A 14,988-nucleotide genomic window follows, 5' to 3' on the forward strand; every position below is an offset into this window, starting at 1 on the left:
ACCGTTGTCAGACCCTCCGCCTACTCTTGATCACGTGAGCCCGACCCCTGAAAGTGACGCCCGCCCGGTCCCCGAGCGCCCCCTCTCCGAGATCAACGCCGACATCCGCGGTCTCTTCGCCCGCGCCGAAGGCCGCCTGACCGACGCGGAGCGCGTCCGGCACGCCTCGCTGTTGCAGGAGTGGGCGCAGGCCATCCGGGCCTCGGTCGTACCGGCGGCGTAGGCCTCGGCCCGGAGGTCGTGCGCATCTGATCGGGTGAAGCAGCGGAACCTGGAGCGATCGCGGCCGTTGATCAAGGCGCTCACCACCCTGCACTTGTGCAACAGCAAGGACCAATGATGATCAAGAAGATGATGGCCACCGCCGCCGCCACCGCATCCATCCTCGGCGCGGGTGCCGCCGTTGCAGCCCCGGCCATGGCCATCGGCAACGACAACGGCATCAACACCGTCAACGGCAACGGTTCGCAGCAGATCTACGGCAACCAGAAGACCCACGGTGACCTGAGCCCGCAGCTCGGCGTCGTCCAGGGCACCCTGAACAAGCCCTGCATCGGCCTGCCCGCCAAGGTCAACGCCCAGTCGATCCTCGCCGCGCTCAACGTCGGTGTCCAGGACATCAACGTCCTGTCCAACCCGCAGAACCAGCAGTGCACCGAGAACTCCACCCAGGCCAAGGGCGACGAGCCGCTCTCGCACATCCTGGACAACATCCCGGTCCTCTCGGGCAACCTCTCGGCCAACAGCTGACGCAGTCCCCTTTGCGAGCCGGGGCCCCGGATGCCCGCGCGAGTGCCCACGGGGCCCCGGCTTGAACCGAACGCCGCAGGCGCGCTTCGGTTCCGCACGCACACCACAGAGCCTCCGGGCCCGGAAACCGGGACGGAGGCTCTGTGGCGCGCGTACGCGGGGATCGCGGTCTAGGACGACCGGCGGAGGGCCAGACGCTCGACGCGGCTCAGGAACTCCGTCGGGTGGAACGGCTTGGCGAGGCAGTCGTTCACCCCGGCCTCCAGCGCACGGGCCGTGCACTCCGGGTCGGCCGGCGGCAGGGCGAGGATCGGAACGAGGCCGTGGTCGGGGTGGCGGCGGATCTCCTCGAACAGCGCCACCTCGTCCAGACCCGGCCCGGTGCGCTCGCACACCACCAGATCCACCGGGGCCTCACTGCCCAGCAGGGCGATCGTGTCCTTCCCGCTCCCGCCGTCGACGACGGCATGGCCCCGGGCCACGAGGAGGCGCTCCAGCAGGCCGCGGAGGGTGCCGTCCTTCGCCACAAGGAGGATCCTGCTCGGGGAATCGCCGCTCATCGTGTTCCTCTACGTCCGCTGGTGGGGCTCCCGCAGAGGGTACGAGGTCGGGCGCGTGCCCGCCTGCTCCGGGGCGGCTTATCGGGTAGTTTCGGGATATGACCCCTGAGCCGCAGAGCTTCGAGATCCTGCTGGTGCCCGAGCACATCGAGAACCTGCGCGGCGGGTCGGCAGCCGACAGGGCCCTGCGCGTGGCCGTGGTCGAGGCGACCGGCGAGACCGGGGCCTCCGGCTACCCCCACTACCGCGGGCAGGGCGTCGAAGCCGACATCGACCCGCGGACGCGCGCGATCGAGGCGCTGCTCGTCGACGGTGCGGAACTGGACCTCGGACTGACCGCGATGGTCGCCCCGGAGGGCGGCAAGGGATCCGCCAAGGCGCCCGGGCGCCGGTAGCACGATCCACTGACCCGCCTCGGATTCCTCCCCCGCGCGGGGGAGGGGTACGTCCGGAGGACGTCGACGGCGGGCTCTTGTCACGGCCGCCCCACCGGGCAACGCAACCCTCGGCCTGCCGATGGCGCCGGTCGCCCTGCTGCTGGTCCGCCCACCGGCCGCCCGGTGGGCCAGGCGGGGTGCGGTGCCGGTTTCCTGGGCGGGCATCCCGATGGCCGGGGCCGGGGTGATCGGCTTCGGCGCGCGGGCAGCGGGTCCGGCCCCCGGCCCGGGCGCCACGCCTCCCGACGGGGGAACCGCCCTCGCGGCACTGGCCGTCGGCGCACTGTGGGTGACGGGCTGGGCGGTGGCCGCGGTCGGCGCCACGCGGAAACGGAACGCTCAGGTGGACGTTCCGTAGCGGGCGGCGATCGTGGTGGCGCGGTCGTGCAGGGAGTCGCGCAACCACCGCGGGGACAGGGCCTCGGCGTCCGTGGCGAGCTGCCACAGGGCCCACTCGGCGTGCCGCGGGTCCTGGAAGGTCACCTCCAGTCGTAGCCGGCCGTCCGCGGTGGGCTCCTCGGCGTGGACGGCCAGCGCCGTGCGCACCAGTTCCTCCCGCCGCGCCGGGTCCATGCGTACCAGCACGGTGACTTGGTCGCCGCCGGTCCGGAACCGCGTGCTGCGTTCCTGCCAGGCGCGGTCCAGGTCGACGCGGTCCGGTCGCCGCGCCGGTTCGGCGAGTTCCTCGGCGGTCAGGATGCGGGACAGCCGGTAGGTGCGGTCCTCGCCGGACCGGGTCGCCAGCAAATAGCCCTGGTCGCGCACGGTGACCAGGCCGATCGGTTCCACCGTGCGCCACTTCGGGGCCTGGTCCACGGCCGCGTAGCGGATGCGCAGCCTGTGTCCGGCGAGCACCGCGCGCCGGACCTCGGCCACGACCGCGTCGGGAACCTCCTCGGCGGCCTGCCGGCGCGCCAGGAGATCGGTCTCCGGGTCGACGAGCAACCGCTCGACGGCACCCGCCGCCACGGCACGTTGCCCTTCGGGCAGTGCGTCGACCACCTTCAGCATGGCCGAGGCCAGCGCCGAACCGAGTCCGAACGCCTGCGCGCCCCGCCGGGAACCGGCGATCAGCAGGGCGAGCGCCTCGTCGTGGTTCAGCCCCGTCAACTCGGTCTGGAAACCGGGCAGCAACTCGAAACCGCCGTGCCGACCGCGTTCGGCGTACACCGGGACCCCGGCCGCGGACAGCGCCTCGATGTCCCGCAGCACGGTGCGGGTCGACACCTCCAACGCGCGGGCGAGCGCGGCCGCGGACAGCCGGCCGTGCTGCCGCAGCAGCAGCACCAGCGATACCAACCGGTCGGCGCGCATGCGAAAACCCTACGGGAATACACGACAGAGGATGTCGTGAATGGTTGCGAGGCTTGACGGCGTCACACAGGAACAGGCTCCATCGCACGCGAAGGGTGATCCCCATGGCACACGCCATCATCAATCCGGCCGGCCTGCACGACCCGGTCCCGTTCGGCTACAGCCACACCGCCGCCGTCCCCGCCGGCGCCGAACTGGTGCTCGTATCGGGGCAGTACGGCTCGGCGCCGGACGGCAGGGTCGTCTCGGACGACTTCGCCGAACAGGTGGAGCAGACGTTCCGCAACATCTCCGTCGCCCTCGCCGCCCACGGGCTCGACCTCGGCCATGTCGTCCGGCTCAGGACGTACGTGGTGAACCACGACGTCGGCAAGCTCGGGCCGATCGCCGGGGTCGTGCAGGGGATCTGGGGCAAGGAGCCGCCCACGCAGACGCTGATCGGCGTCGCGAGCCTGGCCGCGCCCGACGTGCTGTTCGAGGTCGAGGCGCTCGCCGTGCGGCCCTGACGCGCGGCCCGACGCGTCCGGCCCGACCCCCGCGCGGGCGGGGACCGGGCCGGACCTCGGTTGTTCGGCCTCTCGGAGAGGCGGGTGGCGTCAGCTCACCTGGACGGTGACGTCGTCCACGACGAAGGAGGTCTGCAGGGACTGGTCCTCCACGCCGTTGAACTTCAGGGTGACGGTCTGGCCGGCGAACTGCGCCAGGTTGTAGGTCTTCTGGACGTAGCCGGACGTCGGGGTCAGGTTGGAGAAGGTCTCCAGGGTCTGGCCGCCCACCGAGACGGTGAACTTGTCGTAGACCACGGGGTCCGTCTCGTCCGTGTCGACGTGCAGGAAGAACGAGAGCTGGTACGAGGAGCAGCCCGACGGCACGGTCAGCGACTGCGAGGCGCTGTCCGTGTGGCTGGAGCCGTATCCGTTCAGCCACGCGAAGTAGCTTCCGCCGTGCGGGACCTGGCCGGACTGGTTCGTGACGACGCCCGCCGTCGCGGTCCACGGGGAGGATCCGCTCTCGAACCCTCCGTTGACCACGAGCTGGCGCGGCGTGCAGCCGCCGGTCCCGGTCACGGTCAGCGTGTAGGTGGTGCTGTGGCCGACGGTGCCCGAACCGGTGATCGTCAGGGTGTAGGTGCCGGGCGCGGTGCTCGCCCCCACCTGGACGGACAGCGTCGAGGAGCTGCCCGACTGGACCGAGGTCGGGTTGAGCGTGGTGGTCACCCCGGCGGGCGCGCCGGAGACGGAGAGGGCGACGGTCTGGGCGGCGCCGCTCACGGTGGAGGTGTTCACGGTGGCGGTGGTGGAGCCGCCCTGGGTGGCGCTGCCCGCGGTCGGGCTGACGCCGATGGAGAAGTCCTGCGCGGGCGTCTCACCGCCGACGGCGGTCTTCCACACGGCGTAGGCGACACCGTCGGCGCTGCGGTCCAGGACCGTGGCGCTGATGTTGTTCGTGGTGTCGCAGGCGCTGTGGTAACAGGAGTCGTAGGCGGCGTTCGCGGTGCCGCCCCACTTGGTCGCCTGCGCCGAGGTCTTGCGGGCGCTGGCGCCGGCCGCGTAGCCGGAGGTCGGGATGCCGCCCTGCTGGAACGAGTAGTCGTCGCTGCGGCCCTGGCCCTCGGTGTTCTCCTCGGGGGCGAGGTTCAGGGAGGTCCAGTACGCCTTGAGCGGCGCGGCGGTCGTGGAGTTGAGGTTGTTGATGAAGTAGCCGCCGTTGGGCGAACCGACCATGTCGAAGTTGTAGTAGCCCTTGATGGCGGCCTTCGCGGTGCTGCTGAGCTGGCCCACGTAGAACTCCGAGCCGTTGAGGCCCTGCTCCTCGTCGGTCCACCAGGCGAAGCGCACGTGCTTGGTCATCGTCGGGTTCTTCTGGGCGAGTGCGAGCGCGTTCTCCAGCAGGGTCGCGGAGCCCGAACCGTTGTCGTTGATGCCGGGGCCGGCCGAGACGCTGTCGAGGTGCGCGCCGAACATGACGACCTGGTCGGCGGGGCCGCCCGGCCAGTCGGCGATCAGGTTGTTCGACGGATAGGTGCAGGAGGTGCAGTTCTGCTCGGTGACCGTGTAGCCGGCGGCCTGGAGCTTGCCCTTGATGTAGGCCACCGACGCGGTGTAACCGGCGCTGCCCGCACGGCGGTTGCCGCCGTTCTGCGAGGCGATCGTGTTCAGCTGGGCGAGGTGGGCCTGCACGTTGGCCACGTCGATGTTCGGCGGGTCGTTCGACGGCTGGGTGCCGCCGACGTTCAGCGCGAAGTCGACGGTGTGCGAGAGCGTGCTGCCCTGGCCCTTGACGACCACGGTGGCCGCGCCCGGCGTGGCGCTCGCGGTGGCGCTGAGGGTCAGCGTCGAGGACTGGCCGGACTGCACGGTGGCGGGGTTGAAGGAGGCGCTCACGCCGGCCGGCAGGCCCGTGGCGGTCAGCGTCACCGACTGGGCGGTGCCGGTCGTGACGGCGGTGCCGACCGTGGTGGTGACCGTACCGCCCTGCTGGACGGTGCCCGACGTCGGGTTGAGGCTCATCGAGAAGTCGTTGTTCTGACCGCTCGGGGTGCACGTCGGGTCGGCGGTCTGGGCGGGCACGCTGATCGCGTCCCAGGCGGCCTTGGTCTTGTTGAAGAGGTCACAGGTGGTGTCGAGCGACTTGGCCGAACTGAGCGTCGCCGTCCGGTACTTCTTGTAGGACATGCTGCTCGTCTTGAGCAGCATCCCGCCGTAGAAGATCTTTCCCGCGTTCTGGACGCCCACGCCGGTCACGGTGGAGGAGTTGCAGGTGGGGCTGTTCGGCTTGCCGCCGCCCGGGTTGCTGCCCTCGGCGAGCAGGTAGAACCAGTGGTTCAACGGGCCCGCGGCCGCGTGTACCTCGGTGCCGGGTATCGCCGAGCTGTAGCAGTTCGGGTCGTTGTCGATGGCCGACGGGTTGTACATGTTGCGGATCGGACCCTGGCCCTGGAGATTGATCATCTCGCCGACCGTGTAGTCCGGAGTGTCGTACGGCGACTGCTCGCCCGCGTACGCCTCGGTCAGCGCGCCGAAGATGTCACCGGTTCCCTCGCCGAGGCCGGCCTCCTGGCCGCTGGTGCCGCCGGGGGTGTTGGAGTCGATGGCGTGCCCGTACTCGTGGGCCACCACGTCCAGCCCGGAGATCCACTCGTTGGCGCTGTTGTGCCCGATGGTGACCGAACTGCCGTCCCAGTAGGCGTTGAGGTCGCCCAGACCGACCTTGCCGGGGAAGCTGCGGCCGTTCCCGCTGACGCCGTTGCGGCCCAGCCACTGGCTCAGCATGTCCCACTGCTTCTGCGCGGCGAACATCAGGTCGACGCAGCCGGTCTCCTTGGCTGTGGGGTTGCCGGTGCCCCAGGAGTCGGAGGACTTCGAGAAGACCGTGCCTGAGCTGTAGTCCGCGCAGCTCAGGCCGGTGCGGTTCGGGTCGCGCAGCGAGTACGTGCCGCCCGAGTTGGTGGTGTCGATGGTGAGCGGATTGGGGCCGTTCCACTTGCTGTTGCCGGTGCCCGCGACCACGTCGTCGTAGCTGTCGACGACGGCGCCCGTGCGGGCGTCCACGAAGACGTGCAGCTTGCTGGGCGCCGTCTTCGTGCGGCCGATCAGGACGGTCTCCCAGGCCAGCACGGGTTTGTCGTCCTTCAGTCGGACGACGAGCCGGCTGCTGTCGACCTTGTCGACCGAGGCCAGCTTCGAACGGGACGTGGACTCGGCGTCCTTGGCGCTGACGGTCGCCCGGGTCGAGACGTCGATCCGTACGGAGGAGGCCGACTGGAGGGCGCGGACCTTGCCCGCGCCGTCGGCGAGCACCACCGCGTCGCCGCCGACCACGGGCAGGCCGCGGTAGCTGCGCTCGTACGCCACGGAGAACAGGTCCTTGACCCAGGGGGTGACCTGGCGGCGTTCGTACTGCTCCTGCGAGGAGTTGACCAGGGTGTCGAGACCGCTGGCGACGGCCTGGTCGGCGGCGGCGACCGCGCGCGCCGCCGGGGTGTCCTTCTGGGACGGGGCGGGTTGTGCTTGCTGCGCCGACGCCGTTCCGGCGGCCAGGGCGCCGGCGAGGCCCGCGGTCAGCACCATCGCTGCCAGGGCCGCCGTCCATCTGGTGGGCTGCAACGTCCACTCCGATCGTGGGGGGTTGGATGGGTGAGTGTTCGTTCGCGGCCGAGTATGAGCGTGTACATGACGGCTTTGGGTCATCTCGGCGGACATAAGGTCCGCGTTATGGTGCCGTGGCGGCCCGCTGCGTACGCTGCCCGGATGCAGCTGGAGTTGAGGCACCTGCAAGCCGTCTGTCGGATAGCGGAGGCGGGCAGCCTGGGGGGCGCGGCGCGGCGGCTGGGGGTTTCCCAGCCGGCGCTTTCGGCGCAACTGCGGCGGATCGAGCGGGTCACGGGCGGGGAGCTCTTCGTGCGCGGCCGCAGCGGAGTGGAACCCACCGCGCTGGGCCACTTCGTCCTGGCCAAGGCGCGACGGGTGCTGAGCGAGATGGACGCGCTGGGCGCCGAGGCGCGGGCCATCGGCAGCGGAACCCCGCTGCGGCTCGGCTGCATCCTGCTCGTACTGGTCGACGGGCTCCTCGCCCAGACCGACCTGTTCATGTCAGGTCAGGAGATCACGGTCAACCTTGAGCACTCGGTGACCGCACTGGCCCGGATGCTGGGCACCGGACGGTACGACGCCATCGTCTACGGAGAGGTCAACGACCACGAGGTGCCGCTCCCCACCGGAGCCCTCGCGCGCACGCTCGTCCCGAAGGAGCCGTTCTGCATCCGCCTCCCGGCGGGCCACCCCCTGGCCGGCCGGGAACGGGTCGACCTCGCCGACCTCGCCGGGGAATCCTGGCTGACCCTGGTGGAGGAGGACGACGGCGGACCCGAGGCGCTCATCGCCGCCTGCGCGAACGTCGGTTTCACCCCGTCACTGCGCTACCGGATCACCGACCGCATGATGCAGTACGACCTGATCGCCGCGGGCCGCGCCATCTCGCTCAGCCAGCCCACGGCGCCGCAGGTGCCCGGCACGGTGATGCGCCCGCTCGCGGGCACGCCGATCACCGGGCGCATCCGCCTCGCCTGGAACCGCTCGGCGGTCTCGGCCGGCCAAGCGGAACTGCTCTACCGCGCCGCGGCCCGCGCCTATCTGGCGAACGTGGACAACAACGGCTTCCACAAGGAGTGGTGGGACGCCCACCCCGAGCTGCAGGTCAGCCTCGGCGGTGAGCCGTCAGCAGCAGGTACTCCCACTCCATGACGCCGTCCGCGGTGTGCTCGGCGGCGAGCGCGTCGAGGTCACGGTCCAGGGCGGCGACCCGCTCGGGATCGTCGGCGATCGACCGGTAGACGGCGACGGTCGGCCCGTACAGGGCCTTGAAGAACTCCCGGAAGTCCGAGGGCTTGGTGAACCGGTCCACGCGGACCGTCTCGCGCCGGGCGACCAGATCGGTCACGCCGGTGCCCAGCAGCTCGTGGACGTGCTCCGGGTCGCCCCACAGCGGCGGCGGCTGCGCCCCGGGCGGGGGCGGGGGAGCGTAGGGCTTCATGGTGGCGAACATCCGGCCGATGAAGCCCTGCGGGGTCCAGTTGAGCAGCCCGATGGTGCCCCCGGACCGGCAGACGCGCAGCAGCTCCTCCGCCGCGGTCTGGTGGTGCGGCGCGAACATCACGCCGAGGCAGGACATCACGGTGTCGAACTCGCCGTCCGCGAAGGGCAGCGCCTCGGCGTCCGCCTCCCGCCACTCCAGCTGCGCCCCGCGCACGGCGGCCAGGTGCCGCCCGACCTCCAAGAGGTCGGGGGTCAGGTCGGAAGCCACGACGTCGGCTCCGGCCAGCGCGGCCGGAATGGCCGCGTTGCCGGAGCCGGCGGCCACGTCGAGCACCCGGTCCCCGCGGCTCACCCCGCACTCCCGGACGAGCACGGCGCCCAGCTCCGGAATGAGGTGGGAGGCCACGGACGGGTAGTCGCCCATGGCCCACATGGCGCGGTGCTTGGCTTTCAGTGCGCGGTCTGCCTGGGCCGCGTCGATCGACTCGGTCATCACAGCCGCCCTCCAGGAGTCGGGTCAGGGCTCTCTTTCCGAGCATAGGTACGTTCCGCCGGGGCGGCCTCTCGGCCGTGGGAGCCGGGCTCCGGGGCAGCCGAAGCCGACGTCTCTCACGCCACCCGGTGCCCCTCCCGGCCGGCGCCGAAGTCCCGCTCGAAACCCTCGCGGAAGCCGGGCCGCTCGACAGCCCGCTCGAAGGCCTGCGCGGCGCGGGCGAGAGCGGCTTCGTTCTCCTGGGCGGCCGTGAGTTCGGCGAGGTACGCGCGCAGGCTCAGTCCGCGGGCCGTGGCGAGTGCGGTGAGCCGCTCGTGCACATCGGTGTCGACCTCGACTGTGGTGGTGTCAGCCATGCTCCGAGTATGCGCGTCCGCGACCCCGCCAAAGGCCCGTTCGGCACACTCACGTGAGTACCTCAGCCCGCCCAGCGCCCCGTCAGGAAGGTGACGGCCACCAGTGTGGACAGCGGGCCCACGACGCACACGTACGCGGTCCGCAGCCGCGGACGGCGCAGGCTCCAGCCCGCCAGGGCGATCCACAGGGGCCACCACAGCAGCGTGGAGCGGGGGATGGAGGTGTACCAGTACGAGGTGCCCAGGGCCCACAGGGTCAGGGCCGTGTAGAGGGCCTCGGGCCACTGGCGGCGCCGCACGAGCAGGACCAGGAGCGCGACGCCGACGACCATCGCCACCAGCTCGGCCTGCCACATCAGGGCGTACCCGGTGGGCTGCGTATGGTGGAAGGCGGCGTTCCAGGTGTTGCTCCAGGCCTCCCACGGTGTGTGGAAGTCCCGGTACCAGCCGCGTTCCTGGGCGTGCTTCCAGGCCATCCAGTCCCCGGTCCACGCGTGCAGGAACCAGCTGTACGCGGCCGGTGCGAGGACGGGCAGGCACAGCCACGGGGCCGCCCGCCAGTCGTGCCGGCCGCGTGCCGTGAGGACGAAGAGGAGTGCCATGGCCGCCATCAGGAACAGCCCCGTCACGCGCACCGAGGAGGCCAGGAACGCCAGCGTCGCCGCGGCGGGCCAGTTGCGCCGCTGTGCCGCCAGCCAGGCGGGCAGGGCCAGGGCCAGGAACAGGGCCTCGGTGTATCCGGCGGCGAGGAAGACCGCGAAGGGCGAGAGCAGCAGGAACAGGACCGTACGCCGCCCCGCCTCCGCGTCCCGCAACGCGTGCCGGGCGATGCGCGCCAGCGCCAGGACGGCGACGCCCCCCGCGAGGAACGAGATCAGCGCTCCCGCCGCCGCCCAGTGCGGCACGACCGTGTGGACGGCGCGCAGGGCGAGCGGGAAACCGGGCAGGAAGGCCTCCCGGTTGTCCCAGCCGGCCGTCCAGGGGCCCGCTCCGGCGGGGAAGTAGCCGTCCTGGGCTATGTGGAGGTAGTGCGACCAGTCCCACTGCTCCCAGGGCGAGAACAGCGAGCGGGGCCACGGGGTCCGGCCGTCGCCGGGCGGGAAGAGCCAGCGGACCGCGGCCGCGGTCGTCCAGACCCCCACGCGCGTGAGCACGTACAGCCAGAGCACCTCACGGTCGTCCGGGCCGGGCCGCCGGCTCCGCAACCGGGCTCCCGGCACGCGTCGCGCGGGAGCGGACGGGCCGGCGGCGGCGATCGGCCGGGGCGGGGCGGAAACGGGCATACGGGATCTCCTGATCGGCTCTGGGGTGTGCGGAACCGCCGGCCGGGGTCGGGGCGACGAAGTCCGGGCCGGTGGCGGTGCGGGTGCTGCCTCAGGGTTGCGGGGGGTAGGGCGTCGAGCCGCGCGTCGAGGTCGGGGTCGAGGTGGGGGGCGTGGTCGGCGGCGGGGAGGCCGACGCGGTGTGGGACGCGCCGGGGTACGCCGTTCGGGTGGTGGTGGCAGTGGCGGACGGCCCCGTCGACGGCGGGGCGGAGCGGTTCGGTACGGGGGACGGCGCCAGGGGAGGGGGAGTGGTCGCGGGGAGGCTCGGGCCGGGGTCGCGCGGCAGGAACGCGGCGACGGCCGTGGCGGAACCGCCGATGACGAGGCAGCAGGCGAGCGCGAACCCGGCGATCCGGCGTCGCCGCGCCCTTTCCCCGCGCCGAGCGATGACGGACACGGGAGGGAGGGCGGCGCGGGACCGTCCGGTGGAGGCCGCTTCCCGGAACAGGGACCGCAGCGGGTCGTGGTCGTACGGGTCAGGCATCGGGAGCCTCCTCCATGCGGGGGTCGTTCAGCTCGCGGGCGAGGGTGGCCCGGCCCCGGGACAGGTGGGTCTTGACCGTGCTCGCGGACAGCGAGGTCTCGGCGGCGATCTGCTCGACGGTCAGATCGCACAGGTAGTGGAGCGCCATGGTCCGGCGCTGCTTCAGGGGCAACAGGCGCAGTGCCTGTACGAGTGCCACCACCTCCGGCCCCGGCCCCTCCACGTGGCCCGCGGGCTCGGTGCGCCGCCAGGCGTCCGCGCTGCGGCGCCGTCCGCGCCATCGGCTCACGGCGAGCCGCCACGCGACCGTGCGGATCCAGGCCTCGGGCCGGCCGTCGCGGTCCAGCCGGCGCCGCCGGTCCCAGGCCTTGACGAAGGCTTCCTGCACCACGTCCTGTGCCTCGTGATGATCGCCGAGCATCACGTACAACTGCCCTGTGAGCCGTCCCGCCGCCTGCGCGTAGAACTCCTCGAACTCCTCGACGGTCAAAAAATCGCTCCCGAATCCATGTGTCCCTCTCGACAGGCATACGCCCGGCGCCGGGGATCCGGTCGACACGGTACGGCCGGAACTTCGTGTGAGTGCGGTCACACGGCGGACGGCCGCTCGGGGGAGGCGAGGGGAGCCGGATCCGGCCGGATCCGCAACCCGCCGTCAAGGACCGATCAAACCCCCTGGTGACGGTGCGTGCAGACGTGTACCTTCACGGGTAGCTGTCGTGGTTCCAAGTGCCTTGCCCGCGCCATTCGGTGTGGGCACTTTTGCTGTGTTGTGCCGTAGGACCAGGGCGATCACCTCCGTCTCCCACGCGGTGTGGGAGACGTACGTCAAATGGAAGGCATGAACATGGCTACGGGAACCGTGAAGTGGTTCAACTCCGAAAAGGGCTTCGGCTTCATCGCTCAGGACGGCGGCGGTCCGGACGTCTTCGCGCACTACTCCGCGATCAACGCCACCGGCTACCGCGAGCTCCAGGAGGGCCAGGCCGTGACGTTCGACATCACGCAGGGCCAGAAGGGCCCGCAGGCGGAGAACATCACCCCCGCCTGATCATTGCGCCTGATCTCCGGTGCCCACCCCCGGGTGGGCGAGGAACCGTTTCATCGCTGAGGTGATGGAACGACTGAAGCGCGACACCAGGGCCGTGCGGCGATCGCCGCACGGCCCTGGTGGCATGATGCCCGCGTGAATCGCAGGGCGAACGCGGACGTACAGGGGCGCATCGAGGGCCTTCTCGCCGACTTCGTGGAGTCGGGAGCGGAAAGCGGCTTCCAGGTCGCGGCCTACCTGGACGGCGAACCCCTCGTCGACGTGTGCGCCGGATGGGCCGACCGGGCCGCGGAACGCCCCCTCGGCCCCGACACGCCGGTCCACAGCTTCTCCACCGGCAAGGGCTTCACCGCGACCCTCGTCCACGTCCTCGCCGAACGCGGGCTGGTCGACTACGACACGCCGATCGCCCATTACTGGCCGGAATTCGGTGCCGAGGGCAAGGAGCGGGCCACCGTACGCCACGCGCTCACGCACACCCTCGGGATCCCGCAGTTGCCGCCCGCCGTCACGGCGGCCGAACTGTGCGACTGGGACGCCATGTGCGCCCACGTCGCCGGGGCGCGTCCGCTGTGGGAGCCGGGCTCCGCGAGCGGGTACCACGGGTGGACCTTCGGCTGGATCCTCGGCGAGACGGTCCGCCGGATCACCGGCCTGACCCCGGCCGAGGCCCTGCGCACGTACGTGAGCGAACCCCTGGGGGTGGGCGACGAGCTCTACTTCGGCCTTCCCGAGAGCGAGGTCGCGCGTGCGGCGTCCCTCGTGGAGGGGAACTGGGCGGCCTGGCTGGAGACGCTTCCGCCGGACGCGCCCTTCCGTCGGCTCGTCGTGCCGAACCGCGAGGTGTGGACCACTGCCGAGCTCGCCAACCGTCGTGCCTACCTCCTTTCCGACCTGCCCGCCTGCGGGACCACCACCGCGCGCGCCGCCGCCCGGATGTACGCTGCGCTGCTCGGCGAGGTGGACGGAGTGCGGCTGCTGTCCCCGGAGCGGGTGGCGCTCGTCGCCGACGTCGCCGTCGAAGGCAAGGACCGGATGCTCCTGGGCCGCTACGCGAAGGGGCTCGGCTATTTCCTCGGCCTGCCCGAGGCCGGTGGAGAACGCACCGCCTTCGGTCACCACGGCAGCGGCGGCAGCATCGCCTTCGCCGACCGCGAGCGCGGCCTGTCCTTCGGCCTCACCCGCACCCGCCTGGTCGCGGGCGAGGCGGCCGCCGCGGCGCGCGTCCTGGCGGACGAGATCCGCGCGGCCGTCTCCTGAAGCCCGTGGGCGCCGGCCCCACCCGACCGGGGCACCGCGCCCCCGTGCGGATGCGGCATGATCGGGGGATGTCCGAACGTATCATTGCCGCCTGTGACGGAGCGGCGAAAGGTAATCCCGGCCCCGCCGGATGGGGATGGGTCATCGCCGACTCCCAGGGCCGCCCCGAGCGCTGGGAGGCCGGTCCGCTGGGGCGGGCCACCAACAACGTCGGGGAACTGACCGCCCTCCAGCGCGTGTTGGAGGCCGTCGATCCCGGGACGTCGATGCAGGTGCGGATGGACTCGCAGTACGCGATGAAGGCCGTGACCCAGTGGCTCCCGGGCTGGAAGCGCAACGGCTGGAAGACCTCCTCGGGGCAGCCCGTCGCCAACCGCGAACTCGTCGAGCGGATCGACGGACTGCTGGCCGACCGGGACGTCACGTTCCTCTACGTCCCCGCCCACCGCGAGGACGGGGACCACCTGAACGCCATCGCCGACCAGGCCGCCAGTGACGCGGCCGTCAGCCAGCAGGCCGCCGGCACGGCCCACGGACACGCGGACATGCCGGTGCCCGCACCGGTCGCACCCGCGCGCCGCAAGGCGGCCGCGCCGAAGAAGCGCACGGCCGAAGGCGCCTCCACCGGCCGCGCGCCCCGGGCCATCAAGGCGAAGTTCCCCGGCAGCTGCCCCTGCGGGCAGCCCTACGCCGCAGGCGACATGATCGCCAAGAACGGCAACCGCTGGGGCCACGAAGCCTGCGCCGCCGCCTCCTAGGGCCGCCGGACGCGCAAGTGCGCGACCTCGAACGACATGCGTGACACGTCCTGGTCGGGCGCCGGGTGGTAACGCCCGGCGCACACCGAGAGGTTGACGATCAGGTACGCCCGCCAGCTCCGCCCCACGCCCCGGCGGTCGGCGAACACGCGGGTCCCGTCGACCCACCACACCACCGAGCGGGAACCGAACTCGACCTTCAGGTCGACCCAGCCGCCGGGGGTGATCGAGGGGTCCCGGTGGTAGCGCTGCCCGCCTCTGACGTGGTTGGAGAGTTCGAGCAGGTCCGGGTTGTCGGGGTGGTACTCGAAGACGTCCACCTCGTTCCCGCCGTCCCGCCAGGTCCAGATCGCCGGCCAGGCCCCGAGCTCGGTCGGCAGGCGCACCCGGGTCTCCAGTACGTCGCCCGTGCGGACCATGAACCCCTCGTCGCTGCCCTCGGTGGTCAGCAGGCCGGAGTCCCAGTCGCCGTCCGCCCGGCGGGTGGCCAGGAACGTGCCGGTGCGGCTGTAGGCGGGATCCGCCACCAGATGATCGAGCTTGTTGTCCCCGGGATTGGTGGGGCCCCCGTCGGGATAGGCCCAGGAGCGGCCGGCGACCCATTGGGAGGCCGAGCCGAAATCGGCGGTGAACACCACGGCGCCGGCCCCCTTGCCGGTGCGCCGC

18 protein-coding genes are annotated in these 14,988 nt (G+C 71.8%); 9 read left to right on the plus strand and 9 right to left on the minus strand.

Annotated elements, in window-relative coordinates; genetic code table 11:
• The first annotated feature begins 34 nt into the window (after positions 1–34).
• Both ACFYZL_RS19800 and ACFYZL_RS19805 read left to right on the plus strand, forming a co-directional pair.
• Positions 35–223, plus strand: coding sequence for a hypothetical protein (locus ACFYZL_RS19800; RefSeq protein WP_384578972.1), 189 nt, complete (start codon positions 35–37; stop codon positions 221–223).
• Between the two features lie 116 nt (positions 224–339).
• Entirely contained in the window at positions 340–750 is a 411-nt protein-coding gene (locus ACFYZL_RS19805) for a rodlin (RefSeq protein ID WP_384579029.1), read from the plus strand.
• A gap of 170 nt (positions 751–920) precedes the next feature.
• On the opposite strand, the gene ACFYZL_RS19810 is transcribed toward ACFYZL_RS19805, so the two are convergent.
• Positions 921–1,310 (minus strand): PleD family two-component system response regulator, encoded by a 390-nt coding sequence (locus tag ACFYZL_RS19810; protein ID WP_384748743.1) that lies wholly within the window; start codon positions 1,308–1,310, stop codon positions 921–923.
• A 98-nt stretch (positions 1,311–1,408) separates the two neighbouring features.
• On the opposite strand from ACFYZL_RS19810, the gene ACFYZL_RS19815 reads away from it, so the two are divergent.
• Together ACFYZL_RS19815 and ACFYZL_RS19820 are read left to right on the plus strand one after the other, a co-directional pair.
• Entirely contained in the window at positions 1,409–1,705 is a 297-nt protein-coding gene (locus ACFYZL_RS19815; RefSeq protein WP_384748746.1) for a hypothetical protein, read from the plus strand.
• Between the two features lie 121 nt (positions 1,706–1,826).
• A complete protein-coding gene (locus ACFYZL_RS19820) occupies positions 1,827–2,105 on the plus strand; it encodes a hypothetical protein (protein WP_384748749.1) in 279 nt (92 codons plus the stop codon).
• On the opposite strand, the gene ACFYZL_RS19825 is transcribed toward ACFYZL_RS19820, so the two are convergent.
• On the minus strand, positions 2,087–3,061 hold the full coding sequence (locus ACFYZL_RS19825; RefSeq protein WP_384748752.1) for a helix-turn-helix transcriptional regulator: 975 nt from the start codon (positions 3,059–3,061) through the stop codon (positions 2,087–2,089). The two genes, ACFYZL_RS19820 and ACFYZL_RS19825, sit on opposite strands and share 19 nt — an antisense overlap.
• A gap of 104 nt (positions 3,062–3,165) precedes the next feature.
• Between ACFYZL_RS19825 and ACFYZL_RS19830 the strand changes: the two genes are divergently transcribed.
• Positions 3,166–3,567, plus strand: coding sequence for a RidA family protein (locus tag ACFYZL_RS19830; protein ID WP_388680445.1), 402 nt, complete (start codon positions 3,166–3,168; stop codon positions 3,565–3,567).
• 90 nt (positions 3,568–3,657) lie between these two features.
• On the opposite strand, the gene ACFYZL_RS19835 is transcribed toward ACFYZL_RS19830, so the two are convergent.
• On the minus strand, positions 3,658–7,131 hold the full coding sequence (locus ACFYZL_RS19835; protein WP_388680598.1) for a M28 family peptidase: 3,474 nt from the start codon (positions 7,129–7,131) through the stop codon (positions 3,658–3,660).
• Between the two features lie 180 nt (positions 7,132–7,311).
• On the opposite strand from ACFYZL_RS19835, the gene ACFYZL_RS19840 reads away from it, so the two are divergent.
• A complete protein-coding gene (locus tag ACFYZL_RS19840; RefSeq protein ID WP_384748757.1) occupies positions 7,312–8,304 on the plus strand; it encodes a LysR substrate-binding domain-containing protein in 993 nt (330 codons plus the stop codon).
• On the opposite strand, the gene ACFYZL_RS19845 is transcribed toward ACFYZL_RS19840, so the two are convergent.
• The 5 genes from ACFYZL_RS19845 to ACFYZL_RS19865 form a co-directional block, all read right to left on the minus strand.
• Positions 8,258–9,088 (minus strand): class I SAM-dependent methyltransferase, encoded by an 831-nt coding sequence (locus ACFYZL_RS19845; protein ID WP_388680448.1) that lies wholly within the window; start codon positions 9,086–9,088, stop codon positions 8,258–8,260. The two genes, ACFYZL_RS19840 and ACFYZL_RS19845, sit on opposite strands and share 47 nt — an antisense overlap.
• A 116-nt stretch (positions 9,089–9,204) precedes the next feature.
• Positions 9,205–9,444 (minus strand): antitoxin MazE7, encoded by a 240-nt coding sequence (locus ACFYZL_RS19850; protein ID WP_384748762.1) that lies wholly within the window; start codon positions 9,442–9,444, stop codon positions 9,205–9,207.
• Between the two features lie 62 nt (positions 9,445–9,506).
• The gene (locus ACFYZL_RS19855; protein ID WP_384748765.1) at positions 9,507–10,727 is read right to left on the minus strand and encodes a mannosyltransferase family protein; all 1,221 of its coding nucleotides are present in this window, start codon (positions 10,725–10,727) and stop codon (positions 9,507–9,509) included.
• Between the two features lie 91 nt (positions 10,728–10,818).
• Positions 10,819–11,253, minus strand: a complete 435-nt coding sequence (locus ACFYZL_RS19860) for a hypothetical protein (RefSeq protein ID WP_384748768.1) — start codon at positions 11,251–11,253, stop codon at positions 10,819–10,821.
• Entirely contained in the window at positions 11,246–11,743 is a 498-nt protein-coding gene (locus ACFYZL_RS19865; RefSeq protein ID WP_384748771.1) for a SigE family RNA polymerase sigma factor, read from the minus strand. Before ACFYZL_RS19865 ends, ACFYZL_RS19860 begins: the two co-directional genes overlap by 8 nt.
• A 357-nt stretch (positions 11,744–12,100) precedes the next feature.
• On the opposite strand from ACFYZL_RS19865, the gene ACFYZL_RS19870 reads away from it, so the two are divergent.
• The 3 genes from ACFYZL_RS19870 (at position 12,101) to ACFYZL_RS19880 (ending at position 14,322) form a co-directional block, all read left to right on the plus strand.
• Positions 12,101–12,304: a cold-shock protein gene (locus ACFYZL_RS19870; protein WP_030036890.1), complete on the plus strand. Its 204-nt coding sequence runs from the start codon at positions 12,101–12,103 to the stop codon at positions 12,302–12,304.
• A gap of 135 nt (positions 12,305–12,439) precedes the next feature.
• A complete protein-coding gene (locus ACFYZL_RS19875) occupies positions 12,440–13,564 on the plus strand; it encodes a serine hydrolase domain-containing protein (protein WP_388680454.1) in 1,125 nt (374 codons plus the stop codon).
• 68 nt (positions 13,565–13,632) lie between these two features.
• Positions 13,633–14,322: a ribonuclease H gene (locus ACFYZL_RS19880; RefSeq protein ID WP_384755868.1), complete on the plus strand. Its 690-nt coding sequence runs from the start codon at positions 13,633–13,635 to the stop codon at positions 14,320–14,322.
• On the opposite strand, the gene ACFYZL_RS19885 is transcribed toward ACFYZL_RS19880, so the two are convergent.
• The gene (locus ACFYZL_RS19885; RefSeq protein ID WP_384755874.1) at positions 14,319–14,960 is read right to left on the minus strand and encodes a beta-glucanase; all 642 of its coding nucleotides are present in this window, start codon (positions 14,958–14,960) and stop codon (positions 14,319–14,321) included. The two genes, ACFYZL_RS19880 and ACFYZL_RS19885, sit on opposite strands and share 4 nt — an antisense overlap.
• Positions 14,961–14,988 lie beyond the last annotated feature (28 nt).

It is taken from the genome of Streptomyces sp. NPDC001717 (assembly GCF_042892775.1).
Taxonomy (GTDB): Bacteria; Actinomycetota; Actinomycetes; order Streptomycetales; family Streptomycetaceae; genus Streptomyces.